The 25,044-nt window shown below is 53.6% G+C and carries 23 protein-coding genes; 19 read left to right on the top strand and 4 right to left on the bottom strand.

Annotation, left to right across the window (positions count from 1 at the left end; translation table 11 throughout):
* Positions 1–207 precede the first annotated feature (207 nt).
* The 6 genes from BLT01_RS06350 to BLT01_RS06325 all read left to right on the top strand — a co-directional run bounded on the left by BLT01_RS06350 (position 208) and on the right by BLT01_RS06325 (position 6,814).
* Positions 208–972 carry a TerC family protein gene (locus tag BLT01_RS06350; RefSeq protein ID WP_092095945.1) on the top strand — a complete coding sequence of 255 codons (765 nt, stop codon included), beginning with the start codon at positions 208–210 and terminating at the stop codon, positions 970–972.
* 171 nt (positions 973–1,143) lie between these two features.
* The gene (gene sigI, locus BLT01_RS06345) at positions 1,144–1,887 is read left to right on the top strand and encodes an RNA polymerase sigma-I factor (RefSeq protein WP_176765068.1); all 744 of its coding nucleotides are present in this window, start codon (positions 1,144–1,146) and stop codon (positions 1,885–1,887) included.
* Positions 1,884–3,152: an anti-sigma-I factor RsgI family protein gene (locus tag BLT01_RS06340; RefSeq protein WP_092095939.1), complete on the top strand. Its 1,269-nt coding sequence runs from the start codon at positions 1,884–1,886 to the stop codon at positions 3,150–3,152. Before sigI ends, BLT01_RS06340 begins: the two co-directional genes overlap by 4 nt.
* 93 nt (positions 3,153–3,245) lie before the next feature.
* A complete protein-coding gene (locus BLT01_RS06335; protein WP_092095937.1) occupies positions 3,246–4,625 on the top strand; it encodes a TrkH family potassium uptake protein in 1,380 nt (459 codons plus the stop codon).
* Positions 4,626–4,842: 217 nt separating this feature from the next.
* Positions 4,843–6,285, top strand: coding sequence for a sensor histidine kinase (locus BLT01_RS06330; RefSeq protein WP_176765067.1), 1,443 nt, complete (start codon positions 4,843–4,845; stop codon positions 6,283–6,285).
* A gap of 82 nt (positions 6,286–6,367) precedes the next feature.
* Positions 6,368–6,814: a MarR family winged helix-turn-helix transcriptional regulator gene (locus BLT01_RS06325; protein ID WP_092095933.1), complete on the top strand. Its 447-nt coding sequence runs from the start codon at positions 6,368–6,370 to the stop codon at positions 6,812–6,814.
* 402 nt (positions 6,815–7,216) lie between these two features.
* Here BLT01_RS06325 and BLT01_RS06320 read toward each other — a convergent pair whose 3' ends face one another.
* Both BLT01_RS06320 and BLT01_RS06315 read right to left on the bottom strand, forming a co-directional pair.
* Positions 7,217–7,924, bottom strand: a complete 708-nt coding sequence (locus BLT01_RS06320; RefSeq protein WP_092095931.1) for a hypothetical protein — start codon at positions 7,922–7,924, stop codon at positions 7,217–7,219.
* A gap of 78 nt (positions 7,925–8,002) precedes the next feature.
* Positions 8,003–8,191 carry a YkvS family protein gene (locus BLT01_RS06315; RefSeq protein WP_092095929.1) on the bottom strand — a complete coding sequence of 63 codons (189 nt, stop codon included), beginning with the start codon at positions 8,189–8,191 and terminating at the stop codon, positions 8,003–8,005.
* A gap of 110 nt (positions 8,192–8,301) precedes the next feature.
* On the opposite strand from BLT01_RS06315, the gene BLT01_RS15490 reads away from it, so the two are divergent.
* Together BLT01_RS15490 and BLT01_RS06305 are read left to right on the top strand one after the other, a co-directional pair.
* Positions 8,302–8,469 (top strand): aspartyl-phosphate phosphatase Spo0E family protein, encoded by a 168-nt coding sequence (locus BLT01_RS15490; protein ID WP_092095927.1) that lies wholly within the window; start codon positions 8,302–8,304, stop codon positions 8,467–8,469.
* A 157-nt stretch (positions 8,470–8,626) separates the two neighbouring features.
* The gene (locus BLT01_RS06305; RefSeq protein WP_092096190.1) at positions 8,627–9,517 is read left to right on the top strand and encodes an NAD(P)-dependent oxidoreductase; all 891 of its coding nucleotides are present in this window, start codon (positions 8,627–8,629) and stop codon (positions 9,515–9,517) included.
* Positions 9,518–9,527: 10 nt separating this feature from the next.
* Here BLT01_RS06305 and BLT01_RS15205 read toward each other — a convergent pair whose 3' ends face one another.
* Positions 9,528–10,052 (bottom strand): YkyB family protein, encoded by a 525-nt coding sequence (locus BLT01_RS15205; RefSeq protein WP_176765066.1) that lies wholly within the window; start codon positions 10,050–10,052, stop codon positions 9,528–9,530.
* A 130-nt stretch (positions 10,053–10,182) separates the two neighbouring features.
* Between BLT01_RS15205 and BLT01_RS15200 the strand changes: the two genes are divergently transcribed.
* The 11 genes from BLT01_RS15200 (at position 10,183) to BLT01_RS06250 (ending at position 23,772) form a co-directional block, all read left to right on the top strand.
* Positions 10,183–10,413, top strand: coding sequence for a hypothetical protein (locus tag BLT01_RS15200; RefSeq protein WP_176765065.1), 231 nt, complete (start codon positions 10,183–10,185; stop codon positions 10,411–10,413).
* Positions 10,414–10,549: 136 nt separating this feature from the next.
* Positions 10,550–10,993 (top strand): cyclic-di-AMP-binding protein CbpB, encoded by a 444-nt coding sequence (cbpB, locus tag BLT01_RS06295; protein ID WP_092095923.1) that lies wholly within the window; start codon positions 10,550–10,552, stop codon positions 10,991–10,993.
* Between the two features lie 170 nt (positions 10,994–11,163).
* Positions 11,164–12,042 carry a LysR family transcriptional regulator gene (locus BLT01_RS06290; RefSeq protein ID WP_092095921.1) on the top strand — a complete coding sequence of 293 codons (879 nt, stop codon included), beginning with the start codon at positions 11,164–11,166 and terminating at the stop codon, positions 12,040–12,042.
* A gap of 65 nt (positions 12,043–12,107) precedes the next feature.
* The gene (locus BLT01_RS06285; RefSeq protein ID WP_092095919.1) at positions 12,108–14,441 is read left to right on the top strand and encodes a hypothetical protein; all 2,334 of its coding nucleotides are present in this window, start codon (positions 12,108–12,110) and stop codon (positions 14,439–14,441) included.
* Positions 14,438–15,373 (top strand): ABC transporter ATP-binding protein, encoded by a 936-nt coding sequence (locus tag BLT01_RS06280; protein ID WP_092095916.1) that lies wholly within the window; start codon positions 14,438–14,440, stop codon positions 15,371–15,373. Before BLT01_RS06285 ends, BLT01_RS06280 begins: the two co-directional genes overlap by 4 nt.
* Positions 15,370–16,200, top strand: coding sequence for an ABC transporter permease (locus BLT01_RS06275; RefSeq protein ID WP_092095914.1), 831 nt, complete (start codon positions 15,370–15,372; stop codon positions 16,198–16,200). Before BLT01_RS06280 ends, BLT01_RS06275 begins: the two co-directional genes overlap by 4 nt.
* A gap of 12 nt (positions 16,201–16,212) precedes the next feature.
* Positions 16,213–17,577, top strand: a complete 1,365-nt coding sequence (locus BLT01_RS06270) for a hypothetical protein (protein WP_092095911.1) — start codon at positions 16,213–16,215, stop codon at positions 17,575–17,577.
* Positions 17,578–17,582: 5 nt separating this feature from the next.
* Positions 17,583–18,575 carry an AAA family ATPase gene (locus BLT01_RS06265; protein ID WP_092095909.1) on the top strand — a complete coding sequence of 331 codons (993 nt, stop codon included), beginning with the start codon at positions 17,583–17,585 and terminating at the stop codon, positions 18,573–18,575.
* Positions 18,572–19,438, top strand: coding sequence for a DUF58 domain-containing protein (locus BLT01_RS06260; protein ID WP_092095906.1), 867 nt, complete (start codon positions 18,572–18,574; stop codon positions 19,436–19,438). Before BLT01_RS06265 ends, BLT01_RS06260 begins: the two co-directional genes overlap by 4 nt.
* A gap of 16 nt (positions 19,439–19,454) precedes the next feature.
* Positions 19,455–21,218, top strand: a complete 1,764-nt coding sequence (locus BLT01_RS06255; RefSeq protein WP_092095903.1) for a vWA domain-containing protein — start codon at positions 19,455–19,457, stop codon at positions 21,216–21,218.
* The gene (locus BLT01_RS06250; RefSeq protein WP_092095901.1) at positions 21,202–23,772 is read left to right on the top strand and encodes a VWA domain-containing protein; all 2,571 of its coding nucleotides are present in this window, start codon (positions 21,202–21,204) and stop codon (positions 23,770–23,772) included. The genes BLT01_RS06255 and BLT01_RS06250 overlap by 17 nt, the downstream gene beginning before the upstream one ends.
* Positions 23,773–23,823: 51 nt before the next feature.
* Here the strand turns inward: BLT01_RS06250 and BLT01_RS06245 are convergent, their stop codons facing one another.
* Positions 23,824–25,044, bottom strand: a complete 1,221-nt coding sequence (locus BLT01_RS06245) for an MFS transporter (RefSeq protein WP_092095899.1) — start codon at positions 25,042–25,044, stop codon at positions 23,824–23,826.

The raw sequence follows: 25,044 nt of genomic DNA, 5'->3' as shown, positions 1-25,044 counted from the left end.
ATAACTTCCGGGAAAACTAAATGATCTTTGACTTAGTGTCAAAGGGGAGTAGCTATAGGGAAACCTATTTCATAATCGTCATTACATGGCATTGCCATCGGTTATGATAGCCAGAATCCGGGAATGACCGGATGTCGGCTTAGCAAGACCTTTGCCCTTTTTTCGGGGTAAAGGTCTTTTTGTTTTCCAAAAAAAGGAGGGAACAACTTGGAAGCCATCTTACTCGAATACGCATGGGTGCTTATCGTCCTTGTCGTCCTTGAAGGCCTGCTTGCAGCGGATAATGCGGTCGTCATGGCGGTGATGGTGAAGCATCTGCCACACCTGCAAAGGAAAAAGGCTCTGTTCTACGGGCTCCTTGGAGCCTTTGTCTTCCGCTTTGCGGCATTGTTCATGATTACGATCCTTGTGGACATCTGGCAGATCCAGGCGCTGGGTGCAGCCTATTTGCTCTTTATTTCTGCCAAGAACCTGTATGACATGAGGAAAAAACATGGAGAAGAAGAGGACGATCTAAAAGAACCGAAAAAACAGTCCGGCTTCTGGATGACCGTCCTGAAAGTTGAGCTGGCGGATATTGCATTCGCCATTGACTCGATGTTGGCAGCCGTAGCGATTGCCGTCACTTTGCCGGAACTGGGTGACTTCCATATCGGTGGAATCAACGGTGGGCAGTTTGCCGTGATGTTCTTTGGCGGTGTAATCGGATTGATCATCATGCGGTTTGCAGCAACTTGGTTTGTCCGGCTGCTGGACCGCTATCCTGCACTGGAGGGTGCAGCGTTCATGATCGTCGGCTGGGTCGGGGTGAAACTTGTTGTCCTGACACTCGGCCACGAGGAACTCCAGATTATCGATCCGCATTTCCCTCACTCCACAGTCTGGAAAGTTATCTTCTGGTCCGTACTGTTGCTGATCGCTGTTGTCGGTGTCCTTATCGGACTGAAAAACGACAGAAAAAAGCAAGCCTGAACAAAAAGACTGCTCCTGCGGCAGTCTTTTTTCTTTCGGCCCGGATTTCAGACCCCCTGATATCGGGGGGGCGGAACGAATGATATGTGTAAGTGCGACTTGACCGCTTTCCTAATCTAGGAATTGCCGATACAATCAATTTATCGAAATCATGGCGGGAGAGGTCTAATCGTGCTGATAACGACGTTCAACGGTTTCATAAGGAAAACCCGCGGGACCGCGAGTGTAGAAGAGCGTGTCCGCCTTGCCCAGAATGGTTCTGAAGAAGAGCTGGATGGACTGCTCCGCTCATATTCTCCGTTTCTGAAAAAAGCGGCCTATCTGGCATGTAACCGGTATATCGATGAACATGATGATGAATATAGTATCGCCTTAGGCGGTTTCCACGAAGCAGTCATGAAATACGACCGCTCCCGGGATGCCTCGTTTATGACATTTGCCCATCTCGTGATCCGCCGGAAGCTGATTGACCATCTGCGGAAAGAATCGAGGGCAGGCTTGGCCGCACTCCTTGCGAAAGGAGAGGAAGAAGCCGCAGTTGCAGCTGACGCAGCCTCTTATATCCGTTTTTCCGAACAGCAGGAAGCGGACAAGCGACGCGAGGAGATCCAGCTCTATTCTGATTTGCTTGCGGACTGCGGGCTGTCATTCAGCGAACTCGCCGACGTTTCTCCTAAGCATGCGGACGCCAGGAAGACGGCGATGGACATTGCCGTGATTATCTGCAGTTCCGAAGAGATGAAAAGTGAGACACTGCGCAAAAAGCGGTTACCGATTAAAAGAATCGAACAGATGGTGGGGGTTTCAAGGAAAACGATTGAGCGTCACCGCAAATATATTCTTGCAATGGTGATTCTACATAACAGTGATCTGCCGATGCTCCAGGAGTATTTAAAAGGATGGATGCCCGAATGAACAAGATCAAGGGGATCGTAGTGGAACAAACGAAAGAAAATGTGGTCATTCTCACTCCTGACGGCAGATTTATTAAAGGGGAGGCGGACCAACAGGAAATCGGGTCAGAAAGCCGGGTTTCGCCTGCGGGGCTAAAAAGCCGGTTGCAACTTGCCACAGTACGCAGACCTTTTGCCGTTGCGGCGCTGTTCGCAACGTTCCTGCTAATTCTGCTTACCTCGCTTTTCCTGCCGCTCAGGGAGCCTGCTCTGGCATTTATCCAGCTGGAAGTGAATCCCGCCGTCGAATTCGGAATCGACAGAGATGGGAAAATCCGGGAGCTGACACCGCTCAATGAGGACGGTTCGGCACTGATCCAAGATCTCGGGAACTGGAACGGCAAGGATGTCACCGTGCTGATTGGCGGGATCATTGCCGAGTACAGCGCAGTCAATCAGGAGCTTTCCGTCATATCGGTGAAAGCAGGAGATGAAAAGCTTGCAGCCAAAGTGAATCAGACCGTTCGCTTTATTAAAGACGCAGCGCGCGAAAAAGGAATGGAACTGAGACTGTTGGAAACTGATAGTGAACTGCGGGACCGGGCGATGGCTGAAGGTGTTCCGATCAGCCGAATCATTAACCGAGACAGTCAAGCTCCTCATCCGCCCGCATCCGAGCACAGTCAGCAGAAAAGCGATAAGACCCAAAATGAAGAACACGAGATTCAGTCAGAATCGATTGTTGAAAAAAAACAAAATCCTGAGACCGGGGACGGACAGGATCAGGACGCCCGGCAAATACCTTCAGGAAATGAAGAGGTCCGGCCGCCGGGCAACTCGGGACAGGCCCCCGGCATCCGCAAAAAAGAGGCACCTCCGGGTAACGGGACCCAAGGGAAACCGGCAGAAGAACAGAAACCGCCTGTTCATCCAAACGAGAAAGGGCAGGGTCACCCTCCCGTAAAAGGGGAACAAAAAGAGAAAACGAAAGAAGGAGTGAAAAAACAACCTTCAAAGCCGGGTAATAATGAAAGCCCTCCAATCAATGACGGGCCGGCCAAGAAAGCCCAGCCTCCAGGACATTCCCGGCAGGAAAAGCAGTCAGGGCCTCCAGACCACGCCAGGCCGCATTCAAAAGATCGGCCGGATGAAAAAATGGGAGGAAATCGGGTTTCTCCGTCTCAAAAGCAGCATCCTCCTGGAGCTGGGCAATCTTCGGACAATGGCCAAGAGAATAAGAACGGTGGCAACGGGAAAGGTGGTAATGGTAACGGCTCCGGCAAATAAGCCGGAGCCGTTACCATACACCTTTCTTTTTTCGGAGGATTTCTATAAAATGAGACATCATGTAAGGCACGACGGAAAGGACACGGGATCCATATGCCATTTAAAGAATTGACACGGAGGCAGAAGTTTCTGTCCAGCATCAGGAAGCAAAAGCTGACGCCAGCACGTGTTCTTGTCATTTATTATTTCTTTGCAATCACCATATCCGCGATTCTTCTCAATCTGCCTGGTGTGCATCGTCCCGGGGTGGACATCAGCTTTATCGACAGCTTATTCACGGCAGTAAGCGCAGTGAGCGTGACCGGCCTGTCCGTAATCGACTTGAGCGCCACCTATACAACATTTGGCGTTGTCATGTTTATGATCGTCCTTCACTTCGGAGGGATCGGTGTCATGTCGATCGGAACCTTTTTCTGGTTGGTGATCAGAAGAAGGATCGGTCTTCGGGAAAGACAACTGATCATGGTCGATCATAACCAGTACAGCATGGCCGGAGCGGTCAAGCTAATCCGGGAAATCATGAAAATCATGATTCTGATTGAATTGGTCGGTGGGAGCATTCTGACTCTTTACTTTACCAAGTACTATGAGTCGTTCCGGGATGCGCTCCTTAATGGAATGTTCCATGCGGTCACCTCAACGACAAACGCCGGTTTTACGATTAACAGCGACTCGTTGTCTCCTTATTTCAATGATTATTTCGTCCAGCTTGTGACCATGGCGCTGATCATACTCGGTGCGATCGGATTCCCGGTCCTCATTGAAGTGAAGCGGTTTTTGTCGAGCAAGGAGCCTTCTTTCCGGTTCTCATTGTTCGCCAAAATCACAACCGCGACATTTGCTATTCTCCTGGTAGCCGGAACCATTGTGATCCTTCTAATAGAATCTTTCCATTCCTTCAAGGACATGCAGTGGCATGAAGCGCTATTTGCGGCAATGTTCCATTCAGTTTCCGCTCGCTCTGCAGGGCTTACGACGATGGACATTACACAATTTAGCGAAGCAACGGATGTGTTCATTAGTTTTCTCATGTTCATCGGTGCTTCCCCGAGCTCCGTCGGCGGAGGAATCCGGACGACCACATTTGCCATTGCCGTTCTGTTTCTCATCAATTTTGCAAGGGGCAAGGATATCATTCAGATTTTCGGAAGGGAAATCAAACTGGTTGATGTGTACCGGTCCTACGCGGTCATTCTCATTGCCGGATTGCTCGTGCTTGTCTCTGTGATGATCATGTCAATCACGGAAGAAGGCATTCCGCTTACCGCATTGGTATTTGAAATTACATCAGCATTCGGAACCTGCGGCATGTCACTCGGCATCACGGGGGATTTGAGCATAGTCGGAAAAGCGGTCCTGATGTTCCTGATGTTTGTAGGCAGAGTCGGGCTGATCTCGTTCCTGTTCACTTTGGGGGGCAAGCCACAAAAACTGAATTACCGATATCCGAAAGAGCGTGTAATCATCGGCTGAACCTATCCGTCAGGGCGTTGTCCCGGGCGGATATTTATTCATTTTAATGAATATTTAGATCAGGACCTTGACCTCAACCGCTTAATATGAGTAAATAGTCTTATATTAGAAGGCTGTAAAATATGGAATAATCAGAATTAAATCTCTCGGATCATGCTTGCCGAAGTCATGATCGGTTAATCACTTTCATATGCTAGTCCAAAACGGAGAAAGGCCGGTGTGGGACGTGCCAACGAAATCGATAATGGAAACCCTCGACTTCCTGTTTGATGAAGCAGATGACGCAATTGTCATGGTCAATCGGAATAACGAATGTCTGCGTTCTAATCCTAGGGCAGTCAAAACACTTGGTATTTTCCCTGGAAGCATGATGGACAAGGTGCTCCAGAATGGACAGGAAGCCGGCTGGACGACATTTATCAGTCAAGTGAACCCCGGCCGCAAGGTGACTTCTCGTTTTGGATTGGAAAATCCCTCCGGAGCAGCCTTTCAGGATATCGAAGTCATCGGCACGGTATTCAGGCATTCCAATGATGTCATTCTCCGGTTTAAGCTGGGAGAACAGTCGGGTGTTGATCGAGAAGGGGCCCAAGCCTATCACAGTATCTTCCGCCATGAGGTCAACTGCTACCTGGTGTTCGGAAAAGATGGAACGGTCCGTGACGTCAATGACCGAATCCGTCACTTTTATGAAATGGACCCTGATCATCTGATCGGGCGCCCGCATACAGAGCTTCTTAAAATTGGACTGTCCGATAAAGACATCGAACTTGTCAAGCAAGGGCTTAAGAAAAACGGACAGGCGGAATTCAAGCACTGTTTTGTCACCGCTCAAGGAGAAGAGCGATTCTATCACATCTTTATCTACTATGAACAAAATGGGGAGTTTATCTTCGCTTCTGTCCGTGACGATACGGAAAAAGTATTGCTGAAGCGTCAGATGGAGCATAATGGATCTCTTTCCGCAATCGGCCAGCTGGCGGCAAGCATCGCGCACGAACTGAAAAATGCCATGACTTCGGTCAGAGGATTTACCGAGCTGCTGAAACTGTCTGCGGAAGGAGATTCAGTCCGCTACGTACAGGTGATTGACAGTGAAATGGACAGAATGGAATCGCTCATGGCCGAGTTTTTGACGTTGTCGAAACCGACAGACCAGGAAGACGAAGTTTTCGATCTGCACAAATGTCTCGGTGACGTGGTGACAGTCATGGAACCGCAAGCGACCATGAGGAAGGTTGCCATCTTTATGGACAACCAGATAGGGGAAGCGGCACCTGTTAAAGGGAAAAAGCATCGGATGAAGCAGGCCTTCATCAACCTGATCAAAAATGCGCTCGAAGCTTCAGGAGAAGGCACGACGCTGTTCGTCTCCCTCGAACACTATGACGACGACCATGTCGTCGTCGCGTTCAGTGACGAAGGGAGCGGAATGACCGATCTGCAGATCAAGCAGGTGTTCCTTCCATTCTTCACGACCAAGCAGGAAGGGACTGGCCTGGGATTGCCGTTTGTCCTTGAGACTGCCGAATCGATGGGAGGCCATCTGTTCGTGAAATCCGAGCTGGGAAAAGGAACGCGGATTGAAATGCTTCTTCCTGTCCATGAACGCTCCCAAGCTCAGGCTGGTGCCGAAGGGGCGGCCGTCCTCACGCCATAGACCCGCGCCGATGCAGTTTTGACACTTTCCGGAAAAGCGGCCTATAATGAGTTCATCAGTATTGTCGGCAGGGGTTGAAAGCATGCAGGAGAACGGCAGTGAACAATCATTGAAATTATTCGTGGTTCTTTCAAGGGCACACAAAGTGATCTCTGAAAAGGCAAACAAACTTTTTGCGGACTACGGCTTGAATCCGACGGAATTTGCAGTGCTTGAGCTCCTATACCATAGGGGCAGACAGCCCATTCAAAAAATCGGCAGCAAAATTCTTCTTGCGAGCGGGTCGATGACCTATGTCATTGATAAGCTCCAAAAGAGGGGCTATCTTAAGCGTACCATCTGTGAATCCGACCGCCGTGTCACATTTGTTGACATTTCAGAGGGTGGAAGGAAACTTCTGGATGAGATATTCCCGGTTCATGAGCAACATCTCCATGAACTGATGGGTGTACTCAGCCCGGAAGAAAAAGCGACCTCAATCGAGCTGCTCAAGAAACTGGGTCTGTCAATCAAGGACCTATCCAAGTGAATATAGTCCAGACCATAGACAAAACGGACCCGGAAGAAATTTTCCGGTCCGTTTTGTCATTCTAATCTATAACAAGCGGTTTGTGTTTTGAAATAGTGGACGGTTCCAGCCCCAAAAGCCGAACGGGCGGATTCGAGGAAACGACTCTGCCCTGCGGCAAAAGCGTGATCCAAAGGTCCGAGGGTTCGGACCACGTGCACGATGGGGTGCTGATTTGCACTATGCGAGGCTGATATGCATTATAGGACACCGTTCTTCACGATGTCGGTCCGTTTTGCTCCACGATATGCCATTTTGCACAATCGGACAGGGGATTCAGGGAAAATAAAAAACTGCAGACAAAGGAGCATACACCCACTTTGTCTGCAATCTTCGACCGGTCTCCCGGTCTCCCGGACCTTTTTATTTTTTGCCGATTGTCGCGCCCATGGAGAGGAGGGCGTCGGTCTGATCGGTTTCAGGCTTGTCAAAGACCGTCAGGCGCACGGTCATCCCATCTTTGGTGAAGACCGCTCCTGTCGAGAGGCCCTCTTCTGTTTTAAGTTGCCTGATGACGAGATCTTCAATTCCTGAAGACTTTTCAAGGCTGTACTCCCCGGAAACATCTGCCGCTTTTCCGCCGTCATACTCAAGAGAGCTGATCATCTGCTCGGTGAGCGTCTTCAAGTCTGTATCGGAACCGAATGTTTCAATCCTCATGAAAACCTGCTCATCTTCGTTCCAGTAGAGCACATCCTTGTTCGGTTCTTCCGAAGTGAGCTGGTAGCCGTCAAGCACATAAATGGAATAGTCCATTTCGTCACTTTCCGTCAAAGTGGCCTGGCCGGTCTGTTGGCTGCTGTCCGACTGATAAGCCAGTTCCCGCTCCGGACCACGCTCTTCCTCCTGGTCGGTGACATCCTGCGCGTCTTCTTCATCGACATTTTCGTCAGTGGTTTCTTCTTTGCCAGTTTCGGTATCAGCATTCTCGGCCCCCTGGTTCTGGTCCGCTGACTCTTCCTGTTCCATTTGCGTGTCGTTGTTGTCTGCCTCTTCTCCGGCTGTGCCGCATGCCGCCAGCATCAGGACGGCGGCTGCCGAGATGGATGCGTATTTCAATTTGTGTTTCATTATCAGATCCTCCTTGTCTTTTATGAAAATCCGGCTGTCCGGAAAATCTGTTTGGCTGATTGATCGTTATGTATTGGATCAGTCGTTGTTGCCGTACAATATTTTATAGCGCTTATGGTTGACTACGGTTTTTTCTTCCATTTCCAGTTGCTTGAAGTTTTCCATGAATGTCAAATCAACGATGACCGAGTTTTCATTGACCTTTTCCACGACGCCTTGGAGCCCGTCTTTAAACTCGATGATGTTTCCAACTTCGGCAATTTTCATCCATATCGCTCCTTCCGGTTGATTACCTAACAGTTTGCCTTATATTCTCTTTTGAGTAAAGAATTTTTAGCGGCTTTTGTGACGACACTGGCAAGGTGAGGGAGGGTTCTATGAAGCAGTCCAGAGATGAACAGATTGAAAAGCTGAGGGAGAGGATGACCGTCAGTGCAATGGAAAAAGGACGGAGGCATCCGGAAACCATAGGGTTGAGCCGGCAACTGGATGAATTATTGAACTGTTATTCCTCTTGTCATAATCGGCAACGGGAAGCGGAATAAAGGAATCTTTCGGAGAAAATGAAAAAAATGATTTTCTGATGTTTAGACTGACCAAAATCAGGATATATTACTTTTGAACACAGCAACATTCTCATTTCCCCCTTTACTTGGACGGACCGCTATGCGGGCCGTCCCTTTTTTTGTTTCGTTTGCTACAATGGAGGAAACGAATGGGGGTAAGGCGGAAGTGAAAAAAATCGCAATGATCGGAGCCGGTGTGATGGGCGGCCCGATGGCCGCACATCTGATGGAAGCCGGACACAACCTGACTGTCTATACACGAACGCAGGAAAAAGCAAAAGGGTTAATAGAAAAAGGAGCCAAATGGGCTGGCAGTCCTTCAGAAGCTGCTGACGGGGCGGATGTCGTCATGACGATGGTCGGCTATCCGCAGGACGTGGAAGACGTTTATTTCGGGGAGCAGGGTATTTTCCGGACGGTGAGGGTCGGGGCAATTCTCATCGATTTCACGACTTCATCGCCGAAGCTCGCAGTTCGGATTGCAGAAGAAGCGGCATCCAAAGGTTGCGCGTCCATAGACGCACCTGTATCTGGCGGGGATATCGGAGCCCGGAATGCGACGCTTTCCATCATGTGCGGGGGACCAGAGGACGCGTTCCGCGAGATTCTGCCTTTGCTGGAAGCTGTCGGACAAAATATTGTCCATCACGGACCGGCGGGCTCCGGGCAGCATGTGAAAATGTCCAATCAGATCGTTATTGCCACAAGCATGATTGGTGTCTGCGAGTCACTTGGCTATGCCGTAAGGGCGGGGCTTGACCCGGAACGTGTACTCAAATCGATTTCAGCCGGCGCGGCAGGTTCATGGACGCTTAGCAACCTGGCGCCGCGCATGCTGAAAGGGGACTTCGAACCGGGATTCTATATCAAACATTTTCTTAAGGATCTCCGCATTGCCCTGGATGAATCAAAATCGATGGGGCTTGAACTGCCGGGCGTGGCGCTTGCAGAGCGGATGTACTCGGCATTGGCCGAGACAGGTTCGGAAAATGAGGGGACTCAGGCATTGTATAAGGTGTACCGGTAACAGAAAGCGGTCACTGGTCGAACCAGGAGCGGTGCCGGGAAGGTGCTGGTTGCTGGTTTCGCCTGCCAGAAGCAGAAGGATGTTTTTGGGGTTCTTGCCTAAGGGGAGTGTTCCTTGACGTCATATTCCGTAAAAGGTTTTCGGGCGATGTCCGTCCGGATTCGCCTTGCTTGACGCCGGTATAGTCTTGAAGAATGTGTTTGGCTGCTTTTAACCCAAGACGTACTTTCGGATTCCGGTAGTCAGGGTCAGGCTCGCCGAGATGGGGGAGTTCTTTCATCTCTTCCCTGGTCGGCGGCAGGTGAAAATGGAATTCCCCGCAGGTGATGAGGACAGCAGACTGTCGCCGGCTAAGTTTCGGATTCGGGACAGACTGGAGGCCGATCTTCTCTGCAAAACCGTTTTCCACCATTTTCATGAGTGCCGCCTTTTTCAGTTTGTACAAAAATTCGTTGTCGGGTGCAGTCTTGGCATGTTTGTTGATGATATAGATTGCCCCGGCCAGCTGTTCCCGGTTATACAGACTGTTGGCCATCCCGTTTCCTCCGTCCTTTTTGCATGGATTTGCATCCATCCTAACATGTCTGCACGCGGATTTCATTGAAGTGGAATGAATCAGCATCATTTCGGACAAGTTAACGGAAAACGGGAAGGAGACAACGGGGATGGAAATGTGGTTGTGGCCTACAATTTTGGTATCACTGCTGACTATCGCCATCGGATTGGCTTCGATCAGGAAAATGGACCGGACTGTGGCGAAGGCGGAAAACGGGGAAGACCAGATTTCGGAGGAAGTCGGGGACCATCCGTTCACGCTGAATCCGATATTGATCATCATCGCGGTGGCTATGGTGTTTCTCGGATTTGTCATCTTTTATTATGCAGTGGCATATTGATTCTCATACAGGATGCCCGGGAAGAACTGCTTCCCGGGTATCCTGTTTTTGTAAGGTCGTCAGCCGAATAAAGGTTATGATATGATGGAAATGGGGAAACCAAAAATTGAAGGTTGACAAAGGGGTCGGGTCCTAAATGATTTCCGTTAACAACACAGAATTTCTTCATGAGCCTATCCGTGACCATGTCATTTCATCCGAAAAAGTCGCCCATGTCCAAGTCGGCAATAATTGCGAACATGCCTTGCTCGTACTGACGAAGACCGGATATTCGGCAATCCCGGTTTTGGATCATGAATACCGGCTGAGGGGCCTGCTCAGCATGGGAATGATCACCGAGTCCATCCTCGGCATGGAACGGATTGAATACGAGCGGCTGTCCGATATGAAAGTCGATGAATTGATGCAGACTGATCTTCCGATTGTGAGGATCGACACTGAGTTCAGAAAAGTGTTCGATCTGCTGATCAACCATCCATTCCTGTGCGTGGAAGATGAGGAAGGCATGTTTGCCGGAATCATGACACGCCGGGTCCTGATGAAGAAACTGAAAAAAGCGGTCTATACGATGCCGCGCTGATCAGTCGGTTCCGGAACTGTCCGGAACCGTTTTTTTATCGTCCCTTTCATTCCCGACACCGAACAATAAACTGACCTTTTCGGAGAAAGTCGGAGGTGCGGGGGCGGAAAAGGGGAATAAAGAAAGGGAAGTCCATTTTTTGTGCGGCTTACAGGAAGGATTGAAGCAAGATGAACGTGAATGAATTTACTATCATCAAAACATTGGCAGAGGAAGGAAATATGCGGAAAGCATCGGACCGGCTTTTTATCTCACAGCCGGCGCTTTCCCAGCGGCTTCGGTCCATCGAAAAAGAATGGGGCGCACCGCTGTTCATCCGGTCATCAAAGGGACTGATCCCGACTCCCGCCGGTGAGCATGTCATCCAATTTGCGCGGGAGACCCTTGTACGGTATGAGGAAGTAACGGAAACCCTCCAGGCAATGGTCCATAAGGTACACGGAACACTGAAGATCGCCTGCGCATCGATTGTCGGGCAAACTTGGCTGCCTGCTGTGCTAAAGGAGTTTGTCACTGATTATCCGGATGCGAAAATTTCTCTCATGACCGGCTGGAGCTCGGAAATCGTCAGGGCCCTCAATGACGGTGAAGCCCATGTCGGCATCGTCCGCGGCCATTCCGATTGGAAGGGGGCCAAGGTCCATTTGTTCAGGGATCACCTTTATCTGGTGGATACGATGATCCGTTCTGTCGATGAAATTCCGGAAACCGAACGGCCGTTTGTCCAGTTCAAGAGCGACTCGGACTATTACGAGGAAATCAGGGAGTGGTGGCGTCGTCATTTTCAGTCCAGTCCGGGACGGCAGATCATCGTCGATCAGATTGAGACATGCCGTCAGCTTGCCGTGAACGGCATCGGCTATGCCGTTCTTCCCTCCATTACGCTCCGTGAAGACGACCCGGTCAACAAGATTCCGCTTACCGACGGGGATAACCGGTTTGAGCTGACGAGGGACACCTGGCTGATCGGCTATGAACAGGCCCTTGCCCTTCCGCAGGTCGAAGCATTCAAGGAAATCGCGCTTCGGCACGCGGAACGCGTCAAGTAAACCGGAACCGGGCCGGAAGCAGCAACGTCAAAGTGAACAGCTGAGTTAAAGGGGGATGGGGGCAGGTGAAAACGGTAAGATGGGGAACAGCTTTGTTGATGTTTACAGTGGCAGTGCTGATGGGGGCGGGTCCCGCTGCGGCGGAACCCGAACTGACCGTCAAAGCAACGGGCGGCATAGACGGCAAAGCGAAGGAAGGAACGTCGATGCCGGTCGCGCTCGAAATCAGGAACGACGGAGATCCGTTCCAGGGAGACCTCGTCATCGATTTCGGCAATGTCTATGAATCAGGATCTGCCGTAGCAATTTCACTGAAAATCGGTGCGGGAAAGACGGAGACCGTGCACGCGACCGTCAATTCAGCAGATTCCTATGCGTTTTCGGAGCGGCAATTCCGCTTTTTCGAAGGAGGCTGGCGGAACGGGAGGGAAATCGGCTATCAGGGCGACCGTCGTCCGAATGTGAATTTTTACTATGGCGAAACTTCACTTGCAGTGATTCTTTCGGAAAGTGCGGACCGTCTCTCGGGACTCCGGGATCTGAACTTCGGAAACACGCCTGATTCCGAAGTGGCCGGACCGTTTGGCCGGAATTCCACTTTTCCCGCTGACGCGGCCGGGTGGGAGGCGGCCGATCTGATCATTGCGGATGACGGGGTGCTGGCCGGACTCCGGCAGGCCGACCAGGAGGCGATTGCCGGCCGTGTCCGGGCGGGGGCGACACTTCTGATCGGAATGACCGAAGATCCGGCTGATGCCGGGCTGTTCCGCGATGTGTTGCCTCTTGAACAGGAGGGCCGGATCGAAGTGCAGCCTGAGGCGCTCCGGGAAACGGGGATCAAAACGGCCGTGCCGGCATTCGAGGCTTCATTAAGAGGCGGCGCGCAGGCTTTGGCTGAATCGGACGGCCGTGTCCTTGCTGCCTTCTCTGAATACGGGGCAGGCACTATTGTCCAGACAGCATTTTCATTCGGTAACGAACCTCTGGCTTCCGCCCCGGATACCGCCCGGTTTATCAGCGGGGTCCTTTCGGGATTGCCGGGAAGCAGTGCTGTCTATTCCGGCATGCATGGAGACCCCACAAGTGATTTTGTCCAGCTGGCTCAAAGTGCCACAGAGCGTTTTGAAACTTTCAGGATTCCGGCAGCGGCCATCCTTCTCATTGTGATGCTTTACATCATCCTGGTCGGTCCGGTGCTTTACTTCATCCTTAAAAAAAGTGACCGGCGTGAGCAGGCTTGGTGGATCATCCCGTCTGTTGCTGTTCTGATTTCTGCCGGGATTTTCGCCTACGGTGCAAAAGACCGTCTGTTCAACCCCCAGTTCAGGCAGGCCGCCCTGTTCTTTTCCGACGGCAACGGAATGCTGTCCGGCATGTACGGAGGGTCCGTTCTGACCAATCGGGGAGGAGATCTGGAGGTGACCGCATTGTCTCCGGTGACCCTCTCTGCAGCGGGGGGGAGTACCGCTTTTTCAGGAAGTTCGGGCAACTTCGGTTACGCAGTTGCAGAACAGACCCCGCAAGGGACATTGCTGACACTCAGGGATATGCCGTTCTGGTCGGTCCGCACGGTTCATGGCGAAACCCGTATTGCGGATGCGGGAAGCCTTGAGGCCGACCTTGCTGTTTCGGGAGGCAGACTGACCGGCACCCTCACCAACCGCTTTTCATTCCGCCTCCGGGATGTCTCGGTTTGGAGCGGCACCGGTTTCATTCCGGTCGGTGATTTTGAAGCTGGAGAAACTGCGGAAATCGATGAGGAAGTGCCGGGAGGTATGCTGTTTCCGGCGGCCTCATCAGCCGCGCCCGGTTCATCAGGAAACGGCTACGGCAACCGGGAAGACCAGCGGGCCGGGAATATGATTCAGGCGGCCGGTTACTTGCTGGATAGAAGCCGCCCGGCACTTATCGGGCATACCGCTTCTCCGCTTGCCAAAGTGAATCTGGAAGGAAAACCGGAATACAATTCAATTTCGGTCATCGTGCAACCGTTCGATCCGGAAATCCGATTGTCCGGGTCATTCCGTCTGCCGCCTTCCGCAATCAGCGGATCCATTTCTCCTGAAGATCCGGACGGGTATGTGGAGCAGTATCCGGATGGCGACCTCTTTCTTTCGCCGGGGACATTTGTTTACGAGCCGTCCGTTCCGGAAACCTATGCCATTCCGCAAGTCAACTGGACCTCGTTGGGTGTCCGTGTCATCGAAGGCGCCGGCGTCTCCATCCTGAACCGGTCATCCGGCGAATTTGAAGAACTGGCAGCCGGAGCAAATGGATTGGATCCTGCAACAGACTATATCGGCCGGGATGGGGCTTTGCGGTTCCGTATCGAAAGCCCGCCGGACGGCGGTCATACCATGCTGCCGGAAATTGAATTGGAAGGAGTGGCATCGCCATGATTGAAACCAGGAATCTGACCAAATCATACGGGACTTTCCGTGCTCTCCATGATCTGAACCTGGAAGTGGGGGAAGGAAGGGTATTCGGGTTTGTCGGCGCGAACGGCGCGGGAAAATCGACGACGTTCTCGATCCTGGCAACCCTGTTGCCGCCTTCGTCCGGCGATGCTTTTGTCGGTGGTCATAGTGTGCGCACATCCCCTGCGGAAGTGCGCAGGCTGATCGGCTATATGCCTGACTTTTTCGGTGTGTATGACCAGCTGAAAACGGAGGAGTATCTTGATTTTTACGCAGCCAGCTATGGGATTCCGGCGGGAGAGCGCACGGTTCTGATCGGCCAGCTTCTTGACTTGGTGAACCTGTCTGAAAAGCGGGATGCTTACGTCGACTCCCTGTCGCGCGGAATGAAGCAGCGCCTTTGCCTGGCCCGCAGCCTGATCCATGACCCGAAAGTGCTGATTCTCGATGAACCGGCATCCGGGCTGGACCCGAGGGCAAGGGTTGAAATGAGGGAAATCATGAAGCGTCTGAAGGATATGGATAAAACGATTCTGATTTCATCCCACATCCTGCCGGAGCTTGCGGAGATGTGCGACGAAATCGGCGTCATCGACCGTGGGCGGCTGATTGCCAGGCAATCCGTGCGGGAAATCCAATCCATGATGAAAGGGGACAGGACCATCACCGTCAAGCTGAACGGCCTTGCTCGTGCTGCGGCCGGATTCCTGGAAGAAAGACCATTCGTCTCGGCTATACGCAGAGACGATGCGGCGGGCGAGGTCACATTTTCTTTTAGCGGTTCTCAGACGGACCAGGAGGAACTGCTTGCAGCGGCCGCAGCAAGCCCTCTCGGAATCCGGTCTTTCGCCGAAGAGGAAACAGACCTCGAAGATGTTTTCCTCGCACTGACGAAAGGGGATGGGGCGATATGAAGGCAAACCTCTCCAATCCGGTGCTGATGAAAGAAATCAAGCTCCGGTTCCGCTCGCCGAAAAGCTTTGTCGGCATCCTGTTTTACCTGGCGGCGATGAGCCTGTTCGTCATCGGCTTCATATACCTCATGACGCAGGACGGTTCGTCCGGCGGATATTTGGATCCGGGGCAAAGCTACCTCCTGTTCACGATGCTGACTTATATCCAGCTTGTGCTCGTCCTTTTCATCACCCCCGGACTGACGGCGGGTGCCATCAGTTCGGAGCGGGAAAAGCAGACGCTCAACATGCTGCTGACGACTTCTCAGACCTCTTTCCAGATCATCATCGGCAAACTGTTGTCATCGATCGCCTTCCTGGTATTGATGTTGGTCTCAAGCTTGCCCCTGTATAGCATCGTTTTCCTGTACGGCGGTGTGTCTCCGAAACAGCTGCTCCAGCTCTTGTTCTACTTTTTGCTGACGACGGTTGCAATCGGCAGTCTCGGAGTCATGTTCTCCACATTGATCCGTAAGACGATTATCTCGATGATTGCAACATATGGTTCGGTTCTTGCCCTGCTTGCGGTCACCGGGTTTCTCAGTGTCTTCTTTGCCGTACTCAGCCAGGGTGGTGCATCACCGGCCGCCCATCTGTTCGCGGCGATCAACCCGGCAGTGCTGACCGCCTCGCTACTTGCGCCGGATTCCGGCGGTTTCCTGCATGAGGTGACCAATTTACGGTGGCCGATCTGGCTGATTTATTTGTTGTTTTATCTGGTTGTGACGGCCACTTCTGTTTTCGTGTCGGTGAAATCTTTACGTGTCAATATGGCACGGGGAAAGTGAAGGAGGAGTGGCATGGATAGCAGGCGCAAGCTCGGCGGAGCCGTCACGCAGGTTCGTCGCAGGCTCTTGATGGAGTGGTTCGTGAGGACAGCTGTGCGGGGAGTATCTGCAGGCGCAGTGACGGCCGTTTTGCTGCTTGCTGCCTCCCGATGGTTCGTCTGGCCCGGTTACGCAGATGATGCGGTGATGGCTGCAGCACTTGCTGCAGTTGGGGTGTTTGCGTACGGATGCCGCAGGGCGCCATCAAGGTCCCAGTCGGTCCGGGTGCTGGATTCGTTTAGCCGTGACAATGTCATCCTGGCAGCAGAGACAGACGGAATCCGGGAGGGCCCTCTCTCTGCCGCCCTTGCGGATGAGGCTGCCGAAGCGGCTGGCTTGGCACTGGCGCGATTCAGAAACAGGAAAGGGAAGTGGACAGAGCACAAGCCGCTTCTGGTTGCCTGCAGCGCCTTCGCCGTCGCGGCGGCGCTTGCCCTGTTCCCCTCCTCCGCACAGCAGGAAGCGCAGGAAGCCGAGGAAGAGCGGGGGATCATCGAAAACCTTGCTGATCATGTAAACGAACTGGCAGACCGGACGGAAGATCGGGAAACAGAAAAACGCCTTGTCGATCTGTCGGAAAAAATCAGATCAGCCGATACTCCGGAAGCTGCCGTCCGTGAAACAGTGAAGCTGCAGCGTGAACTGTCCCTTGAAGAACGTCTGGCGGACCATCCAGGAAAAAATGCGGGCCAGACAGCAGGAGAACGGATCCTGACGCCTGGAGAGGCGGCTGAGGCACTTGCCGCATTTTCCGGAGATGCTGAAGAACGGCTGGCCCGAATGGGACGCACGTCAGAAGCGGAAAAACATGCTTCTGACGGAGAGCAGCGGACAGGCTCCCCCGGAAATGCTGACCGACATGAAAGGGGGGAGCCGCAATCAGGGAGTTCGTCCGGCAATGGCGGTGACGGTGAAACCGAGGGGAATGGAGACAAAGCGCAGAACAATGACGGACGTGGAACGGAGAGCGGAAGCGGGGACGGAAACAATGAAGCCGGTGACACGGGATCCGGGTCAGGAAGCAATGGCGGAAAAGGTGCCGGCTCCGGGAGTGGGCGTTCCGGACAAGATTCGGGTAATAATGACCGGAATCTCGTCAGTACACCGCGGTCCATTCCGGATCCGGAAGAATCCGTGCTGGATCCGGGTCCGCAAAAAGATGGCACATCGGCAGCGGACAGCGTCGTTCCCGCTGAAAAAGGGGATGTCCGTCCCTATGAGGAAGTTCAGGGCGAATACTTGGATGCCTATGTGGAACAAGCCGGCCGCCTTAACCTTCCGGAAGACCTCCAGCAGGTCCTGTCCGATTACTTTTCGTCAATCGACAAGAGGGAGTGAGGAATATGGGGATCACGAAGGAAGATTACAGGGAGATGAGCCTGATCATCGGCAAGGTGAAAGAAGAGGTGGGAACGTTCATTGTCGGGCAGGAGGAAGCGGTGGACTTTATCCTCTATTCCATCCTTGCCGGAGGACATACCCTTCTCGAGGGACTGCCGGGACTTGGGAAAACGATGCTGATCCGGACGTTTTCCGAAGTGCTGGACTTGGGCTTTTCCCGCATCCAGTTCACGCCGGACCTGATGCCTTCTGACATCACGGGAACGACGGTGATTGAAGAAACCCCGGACGGACGCAAGGACTTTGTTTTCCGGGAAGGTCCGCTGTTCAGCGAAATGGTGCTCGCCGATGAAATCAATCGCGCCACGCCGAAAACACAAAGTGCGCTTCTCGAAGCGATGGGAGAGCGGACAGTGACCGTACTCGGTACGACGCGCCCGATGAAGGAACCGTTTTTTGTGCTCGCCACTCAAAACCCGATTGAACTGGAGGGAACCTATCCGCTTCCCGAAGCACAGCTTGACCGCTTTCTCTGCAAAGTGATCATCCCGAATCCGGAAACGGAAGAACTTAAGGAAATCATCCGGCGAACGACCGGCAGCCGATCTGTCGGCCTTCGGAAATTGATGGGACCGGAAGAAATCCGTCGGGCCCGAAAAATGGTGCGGGAAGTGATTTTGCCGGAAGAAATGCTGGATGTGGCCGCCCGGATCGTGACCGGTACACATCCGGACGATTCGCCGTTGGACGAGGTGCGGCGCTGGATCCGTTTCGGAAGCGGACCCCGAGGGCTGCAAAGCCTGGTCCTGGCGGCGAAAGCACGGGCGCTCGCCGAAGGCCGTTTTCATGTGTCAATCGGCGATTTGAAAAAGTGTGCGGTACCGGCGCTGCGGCACCGTCTGCTGTTCAATTACGAAGGCGAAGCGGCGGGCATTCCCGCGGATGAACTGATCACCCGGCTTGCGGACATGGCCGCTGGTGGCCGTATGTCATGACAGAAGTATTTTTTTCGTCATCTGATATTGTTTCTGCCGGCAGGCTCCGGCACCTTGTCCGCACTGCTCCGAGAGGGATGCATCATGGCGGGAATGCATCGGGGAGGAGCGGGACGTCTCCTGATTTCTCCGACTTCCAGCCCTATGCTCCGGGCGACGATATCCGCAAAGTAGACTGGAATATCTACGCCAGAACAGACCAGTTGTTCATCAAGCAGTTCATGGACGAGCGCGAGCTCCGTGTGTCGGTGATCCTGGATGCCAGCAGGTCAATGAACGGTGCCCGGTGGCTGTTTGCCCGGAGGCTGTGCGGAATGCTCGGGCTGATGGCTCTTTCCGGCGATGACCATTTCCATTTCTTTACTGCAGGGGGATCGGTGCCGTCCGTCTTTTCGGTGAAGGGCATCCGGAACAGACATCGTTTCCTGGATCATCTGGAACAGCTGCCGTCTCCCGCGGGGGCAGGCTTTGCAGAGGCGGCGGTTCCAAAAAGCCTGCCTGGCGCATCGGTCCGGTATATCGTGACCGACGGGCTCGAGCCGCCGGCATCGTTCCGACCTCTATTCCGTAAACTCGGGAAAAGCGCGGGAGAGGTGCGGATGATCTTGCTTCGACAAGAACGTCCGGACATTCCGGACCGGGCCGGAGATGTCCGATTTATCGATTCAGAGACCGGCAAGGCGGTGGATGTTGCACTTACGGCAAATACCATCAGCAGACAGCGGGAACTACGGGAACAGCATTTTTCAGAGCTCGCAGCCATCAGCCGGGAGTATGGCATTGCCGTGCTTGAGGCGGAGGAACAGGAAGGTGCCGCAGCGTTTGTGTTGAGGAAAATGAGAAAAGCGGGATGGGTCCGCTGAGCAGGGAGGAGATCGGGTGGGATTCGGTTCAATCAGTATGATCTGGACGCTGGCCATTCCCGCCATCGTCTTCCTTTATTACTTTTTCAGGAAGAAGCATGAGGAGCGTACGGTGCCTTCTGTCCTGTTCTGGGAACAGTCAAGGAAGCACACGGAAAGCTCGCCCTTTGTCAATCCTCTGTACCGGAATGCCCTGTTTTACCTGCAGATGGGGACCCTTTTGCTGTTCGTGCTTCTGCTCATGAAGCCAGTACTGACGGGTTCCGGCAATCGTTCGGAACATCTGATCATTGTCGCGGATGTTTCCGCCACGATGCTGGCCGAAGAAGACGGCGAGCCGCTGATGGAACGGCACAAAGCCCGGATGGAATCATTGATCCGTGACAGTAAGGGTGCACGGTTCACCATCATCCGTGCAGGGGCCGCACCTGATGTCCTGCTTCAAGGTTCCGGACAGTCGGATGAGGCGATCAGGACGATCCATGATTTGAAACTGACTTATGCCCATCAGGATCTGGCCGCTGCAATGGCCCTGGCTGGAACAGTTGCCGGCGGGGAACAGGCCGATGTCCATGTTTTCACTGACTCCGCTGACCCGGAGGAACTTCCGGCAGCCGGGCCTGGAGTGGTTTACAGCATCCATACCGCTTCGGCACTACCGGAAAACGTATCGGTCGTGCAGTTCGGGATTGCTTTGGAGGAAAATAGCCTGTCGGCGATTGCTGTTGTGACCAATGATTCCCCGACAGACAAGAAAGTGATGTTTTCTCTTCAAGACGGGAAGGGCAGTGCGGTCGGGCAACCGCATGAGTTGACTATAGGCTTGGGAGAGGCGGAAAGGGTTGTTTTCGAGGACCTGCCGGCGGTCCGGGCCCTGGAACTTAACATGAAGACAGATGACGGTTATCCTGCGGATAACACGATTCATGCTGTTTCCGGGGGAGGGGAAGAATTGCCGGTTTTTGCAGAGGCCGGACTGCATGAACTGGTCCATCAGGCACTCTTGGCAACCGGTGCTGATGTGACCGCTTACGGAAGGGACGAGGCGGGGCAACTGCCGGAAGAGGCGATCGTCGTGACCGGTTCGGAAAAAACGTTCCTTGAACGCCGGGGACGCACCGTTCTGTTTGGGCGTGAGGGGCAGGTTAATGAAAATCCGGTGTTCATTAAACTTTCCGAGGATCCGCTGTTCACTTTTGCGCAGGATGAAGACATCTATGCATCGGGCCTGTATCCGCCTTTCGCTGACATGGAGACGGTTGCCGGTCCGGAGCAAAGCCCGCTGATCCAGAGGGCTGGGGACGGCAGGATCGCTATTTTGGCTGACCCGTCCATGACGGACTGGCCGCTCCGTCCGTCATTCCCCCTATTTCTTTGGAGTGTCATTGATGGATATTCCCGGGAACAGGCAGGAGCCGGCACGTTCCTCCCCGGGGAAAGTCGAGCCATCACGCCTTCCCTTGTAGGGGGCTGGCAACTGTACACCGCAGAAGGAGAGTACCTGTCTGAATTCGGTTCCAGCGAGGCGCTGACCGCGCCGGACGAACCCGGATTGTACGTTCTGCGGTCCGGCAAAGAAGAGCGCTACCTGGCCGTCATCCTTCCGGAGGAGGAGCGCGCGGTGAGCGCCGGGCCTTCGTTTACGATGGGAGAGAAGGGGGAGCACGGGAAATCAGAATCTGCAGGAACTCTACCGGTTGCCGTGCCGCTTATTCTCCTGCTCTTGTTTCTGATTCTTGCGGAATGGGAGGTGCAGCGCCATCATGGACTTTCGTATTGAACATCCGGCTTATCTTCTGTTCCTCCTTCCGGCCCTCGGCTATCTGATCTGGTCATGGAACCGGGAACGCGGAAGAACTGGACGCACAGCCCTGGTGCTGCTGATTTTGAGAATAGCGGCCGCCACTCTGCTCATAGTCGCCGCAACTTCCCCCTATTTTCAGATGCGGGCAAAGGAGGAGAAATTGATTTTTCTTGTGGACCGCTCCGCCTCGATGGAAGGGACAGAGGAAGAGACCGCAGCCTTCGTCGCTGATGCCGTCAGCAAAGGGCAAGGCCGCGATATCGCGGTGCTTTCATTTGCCGGTGAAGTGACGAATGATACGCAGGAATCCTCGGGGGCGGCTATTAGCCGCAGTGAGGGAGAAACGGATATAGAAGGCGCACTCCGGTATGCGTCTGCCGCCTCGGCAGGACACCCTGCCAGGATTGTGGTTTTGTCCGACGGCAGGGAGACGATGGGAGATGCTCTCGAGTATATCCGCAGCCAATTTCCGGCCGGCGTCACGGTCGATACAGCATTGTTCGCCGCCCCGGAGTCAGAAGACGTTTCCGTCTCTTCGTTTACCGTTCCGGCCACAGGAAGAAAAGGGGAATCCCAACAGCTGGAAGTAACCGTGCGGGCGACCGATTCCGCAACTGCCCGACTGGTTCTTTTCCGTAATGACCGGCCGATTGCGGAGCGGAATATTGATCTTGCCGTAGGGGAAAACAAATTTTCATTCATTGATGTGCAATCGGCAGAGGGACTTGTGAAATATGAAGCCCAGGTCATGATGGAAGGGGACGGCATTCAGGAAAACAACCGGATGGCCGCCGTTACGGAAATCGAAGGGCCGCCCCGTATACTGATTGCGGATACCGCAGGAAATCCGAGTCCGCTTGGAAACCTGATCGGAAAAAGCGGGGTCATTGTCCAAACCATTCATGCTGAAAACCTTCCGCATGACCTCTCGTCTTATCTGCAGTATGATGCTGTCATCTTCGACAATGTGCCCGGCCATCTGGTCGGTGAAGATCGGATGACTGTCATCCATCAGGCCGTCAGGACATTCGGCCTCGGCTTCATGATGGTCGGCGGTGAAGGGAGCTTCGGTCTCGGCGGTTATTTCCGCACTCCGATGGAGGAGATGCTTCCCGTCGACATGGACGTGACCGGTAAACAGCTTATCCCGTCACTGGGCGTAGTCATCATCCTCGATCGCTCGAGCAGCATGAGCGGCCGCAAGCTGGAGCTTGCAAAGGAGGCGGCTGCGCGGTCCGCCGCTCTCCTCAGGGAAGACGATACACTCGGCTTCATCGCCTTTGATGACAGCCCGTGGGAAGTGATTGAAGCGTCGCCGATCGGTGATCCGGAAGAAGTCTCGGGGGAAATCATGTCGGTCACACCGGGCGGCGGCACCAACATCTACCCTGCGGCCGCACTGGCCTACGAGCGGCTCCGCGGCCTGCAATTGGAGCGCAAGCATATCATTCTTCTGACGGACGGAATGTCCGCTTCGGGCGGAGATTACGCGGCGCTTGCAAAGGATGGCGAAGCCGATGGAGTGACGATGTCGACGGTTGCAATCGGCGCGGATGCGGACCGGCAGCTGCTCCGACAGCTCTCTGAACAGGCGGCAGGCCGCTACTATGAAGTGACGGATGCCGATTCGGTGCCGTCAATTCTTTCAAGGGAGACGGCGATGCTGTCCAGGACGTACATTGTCGACGAGCCGTCCACGCCCGCTGTACGCGAGGCAACTGGATGGGATGCATTGTTCGGCAACGGCCTTCCTCAGATCAACGCTTATATTGCGACGACTGCAAAGCCTTCATCGGATGTCATTCTCGAAAGTCCGAAAGGTGACCCGATTCTTGCGGAAGGCCGATATGGTCTCGGCAGGACACTTGCCTATACGTCGGATTCCGGAGCCTGGAGCGGCGCGTTCGCATCTTGGGACCGCTGGGGCGAGATGTGGATAACCGCGATTTCAAGAATCCTTCCAACATTCCGGAACGAACCGTTCGATGTCCGCAGGAACACGGACGGTTCCTATACGGTGGCCGGACCAAAGTCCGTGCCGTTTCTGGACATTGCCGTTGTCGATGAAAAGGGCCGCCAACTCCAGGCAACAGTGGAACCGGTACGGCCGGGCACCGCACGTGTACGGATCCAGTCCGGTCCGGGGCTCGTCTACTTCAGGATATCCGGGGACGGGGAGACGGTTTCAAAGGCCGGCATCACGATTCCCTACGGAGAGGAATATCGGCCGGGCCCGCCTGTTAAAGAGCGCCTTTTGGCTCTTGCAGAAGCGTCAGGCGGCCGCTTGCTGGAATCCCCTGAAGAATCCCTGAGATCGCCCGAATCCTCAAAGAAAGACATCTTGCCGGCCTGGAGCTGGTTTGTACTGTTGTCAATGATGATCTTTTTCGCGGATATCACCCTGAGGCGATTCGGAATGCCGCGTATCCTCAAACCCGGATGGACAGTAATAGGGCAGAAAAACGCAACAGGGAACCGGGAAGAGACAACCGTGGGAAAACTGCTGAAAGCTAAAAAGCTGGAAAGATAATATAGGAGACAAGATAACCCGCCATGCATTTGCATGGCGGGTTTGGTTGGCTTAACGCGCTGCCGCAACTTTCCCGGAGCGAAGCGCCTGGAGCTGTTTTCGGTGAATGCTTGCCCAGGCGACAGTGATACCGAAGCAGACGAGCAGGACGGCGGTCCCGAATATATAGGGAATGGCCATATTGAGATCGAACAGCGTGCCTGCCAGCGCGGGGCCGAACATGTTACCGAGACTCATGTAGGCATTGATCAGGCCAGCGGCAAATCCCTGCTCATTGCCGGCCATCTTCGAAATCAGTGTATTCAGGGCCGGCCGGAGCAGCGAAGTGGCCGTGAAAAAGAAGGTGGAGATGAGCATGAGTGACCAGAACCGCTCAACAAAGAGAATCCCCGACATTGAAACCGCCGCGATCAACAGGTTCACGAGGATGACCCGCATCTCACCGTATTTGCGGAACAGCGGATCAACAACAAATGTCTGGACGACCACCCCGACAAACCCGCCAATCGTCATCAGAATCGCAATCTCGGACGGCGAGTACGCATATTTCTTATCCATATACATGGAAATGGTCGCCTGGAAATTGGCAAGTCCGAATGAGAAGACAAGCATAATGATGAGCAGGATAAAATAGTTCACCGCAATGGAGCGTTTTAGCTGGCCAAGAATGTTCTCCTGTTCTTTGGGCCCCTCATTTTCCGGCTCTTTTTCCGGACGCGGGTCCGGAAGAATCCATGCAGAGGACAAGGCGGCAATCAGGGCAACGCTGCACGCGATATAAAAGGGGAACTGAAGACTGACATTTGAGAGGAATCCTCCGATGGACGGGCCGATCATGAAGCCCAGGGACATGGAAGCACCGAGCCATCCCATTCCTTTTCCACGGTCATCAAAAGATGTAATGTCAGCCACGAAGGCCATCATCGGCGGGATCAGAAAAGCCCCCCCGAACCCAGAAATGAACCGGGCGACAAACAGCATCCACAGCTCCGTTGCAAGTCCGAAAGCAAGTTGTGACAGGCCGAAGACGACCAGGCCGAAGACAATCAGCTTCTTCCTCCCAAATCTGTCGGACAGATTTCCGGAAATCGGGGAAAATAGAAATTGCGCCAGCGCAAAGGCAGAGATGAGAAAGCCAAGCACCTGCCCTGCCGCCCCGAATGTCTCCAGGTAAGCCGGCATGATCGGGATGATCAGCCCGATGCCGGACATCGCGATAAACATGTTGAACATGAGGATATACAATGCAAAACGATTGGTCCCCTCCGCCAT

Source organism: Bhargavaea beijingensis (genome assembly GCF_900101985.1).
In the GTDB taxonomy this organism is placed as follows: Bacteria; Bacillota; Bacilli; order Bacillales_A; family Planococcaceae; genus Bhargavaea; species Bhargavaea beijingensis.
The sequence above is the reverse complement of the archived record's forward strand: the minus strand, read 5'-3'. Positions and strand labels throughout refer to the sequence as shown.

Excerpts from the sequence above, each read along its gene's own strand:
- BLT01_RS06305 (WP_092096190.1), top strand. The coding sequence starts at position 8,627 with ATGGAGGAAACGAATGGGGGTAAGGCGGAAGTGAAAAAAATCGCAATG.
- BLT01_RS15205 (WP_176765066.1), bottom strand. The coding sequence starts at position 10,052 with ATGGCCAACAGTCTGTATAACCGGGAACAGCTGGCCGGGGCAATCTAT.
- BLT01_RS06320 (WP_092095931.1), bottom strand. The coding sequence starts at position 7,924 with ATGAAACACAAATTGAAATACGCATCCATCTCGGCAGCCGCCGTCCTG.
- BLT01_RS15200 (WP_176765065.1), top strand. The coding sequence starts at position 10,183 with ATGGAAATGTGGTTGTGGCCTACAATTTTGGTATCACTGCTGACTATC.
- cbpB (WP_092095923.1), top strand. The coding sequence starts at position 10,550 with ATGATTTCCGTTAACAACACAGAATTTCTTCATGAGCCTATCCGTGAC.
- BLT01_RS15490 (WP_092095927.1), top strand. The coding sequence starts at position 8,302 with ATGAAGCAGTCCAGAGATGAACAGATTGAAAAGCTGAGGGAGAGGATG.
- BLT01_RS06250 (WP_092095901.1), top strand. The coding sequence starts at position 21,202 with ATGGACTTTCGTATTGAACATCCGGCTTATCTTCTGTTCCTCCTTCCG.
- BLT01_RS06245 (WP_092095899.1), bottom strand. The coding sequence starts at position 25,044 with ATGGCGGAGGGGACCAATCGTTTTGCATTGTATATCCTCATGTTCAAC.
- BLT01_RS06290 (WP_092095921.1), top strand. The coding sequence starts at position 11,164 with ATGAACGTGAATGAATTTACTATCATCAAAACATTGGCAGAGGAAGGA.
- BLT01_RS06315 (WP_092095929.1), bottom strand. The coding sequence starts at position 8,191 with ATGAAAATTGCCGAAGTTGGAAACATCATCGAGTTTAAAGACGGGCTC.
- BLT01_RS06265 (WP_092095909.1), top strand. The coding sequence starts at position 17,583 with ATGGGGATCACGAAGGAAGATTACAGGGAGATGAGCCTGATCATCGGC.
- BLT01_RS06275 (WP_092095914.1), top strand. The coding sequence starts at position 15,370 with ATGAAGGCAAACCTCTCCAATCCGGTGCTGATGAAAGAAATCAAGCTC.
- BLT01_RS06270 (WP_092095911.1), top strand. The coding sequence starts at position 16,213 with ATGGATAGCAGGCGCAAGCTCGGCGGAGCCGTCACGCAGGTTCGTCGC.
- BLT01_RS06280 (WP_092095916.1), top strand. The coding sequence starts at position 14,438 with ATGATTGAAACCAGGAATCTGACCAAATCATACGGGACTTTCCGTGCT.
- BLT01_RS06335 (WP_092095937.1), top strand. The coding sequence starts at position 3,246 with ATGCCATTTAAAGAATTGACACGGAGGCAGAAGTTTCTGTCCAGCATC.
- BLT01_RS06260 (WP_092095906.1), top strand. The coding sequence starts at position 18,572 with ATGACAGAAGTATTTTTTTCGTCATCTGATATTGTTTCTGCCGGCAGG.
- BLT01_RS06340 (WP_092095939.1), top strand. The coding sequence starts at position 1,884 with ATGAACAAGATCAAGGGGATCGTAGTGGAACAAACGAAAGAAAATGTG.
- BLT01_RS06325 (WP_092095933.1), top strand. The coding sequence starts at position 6,368 with ATGCAGGAGAACGGCAGTGAACAATCATTGAAATTATTCGTGGTTCTT.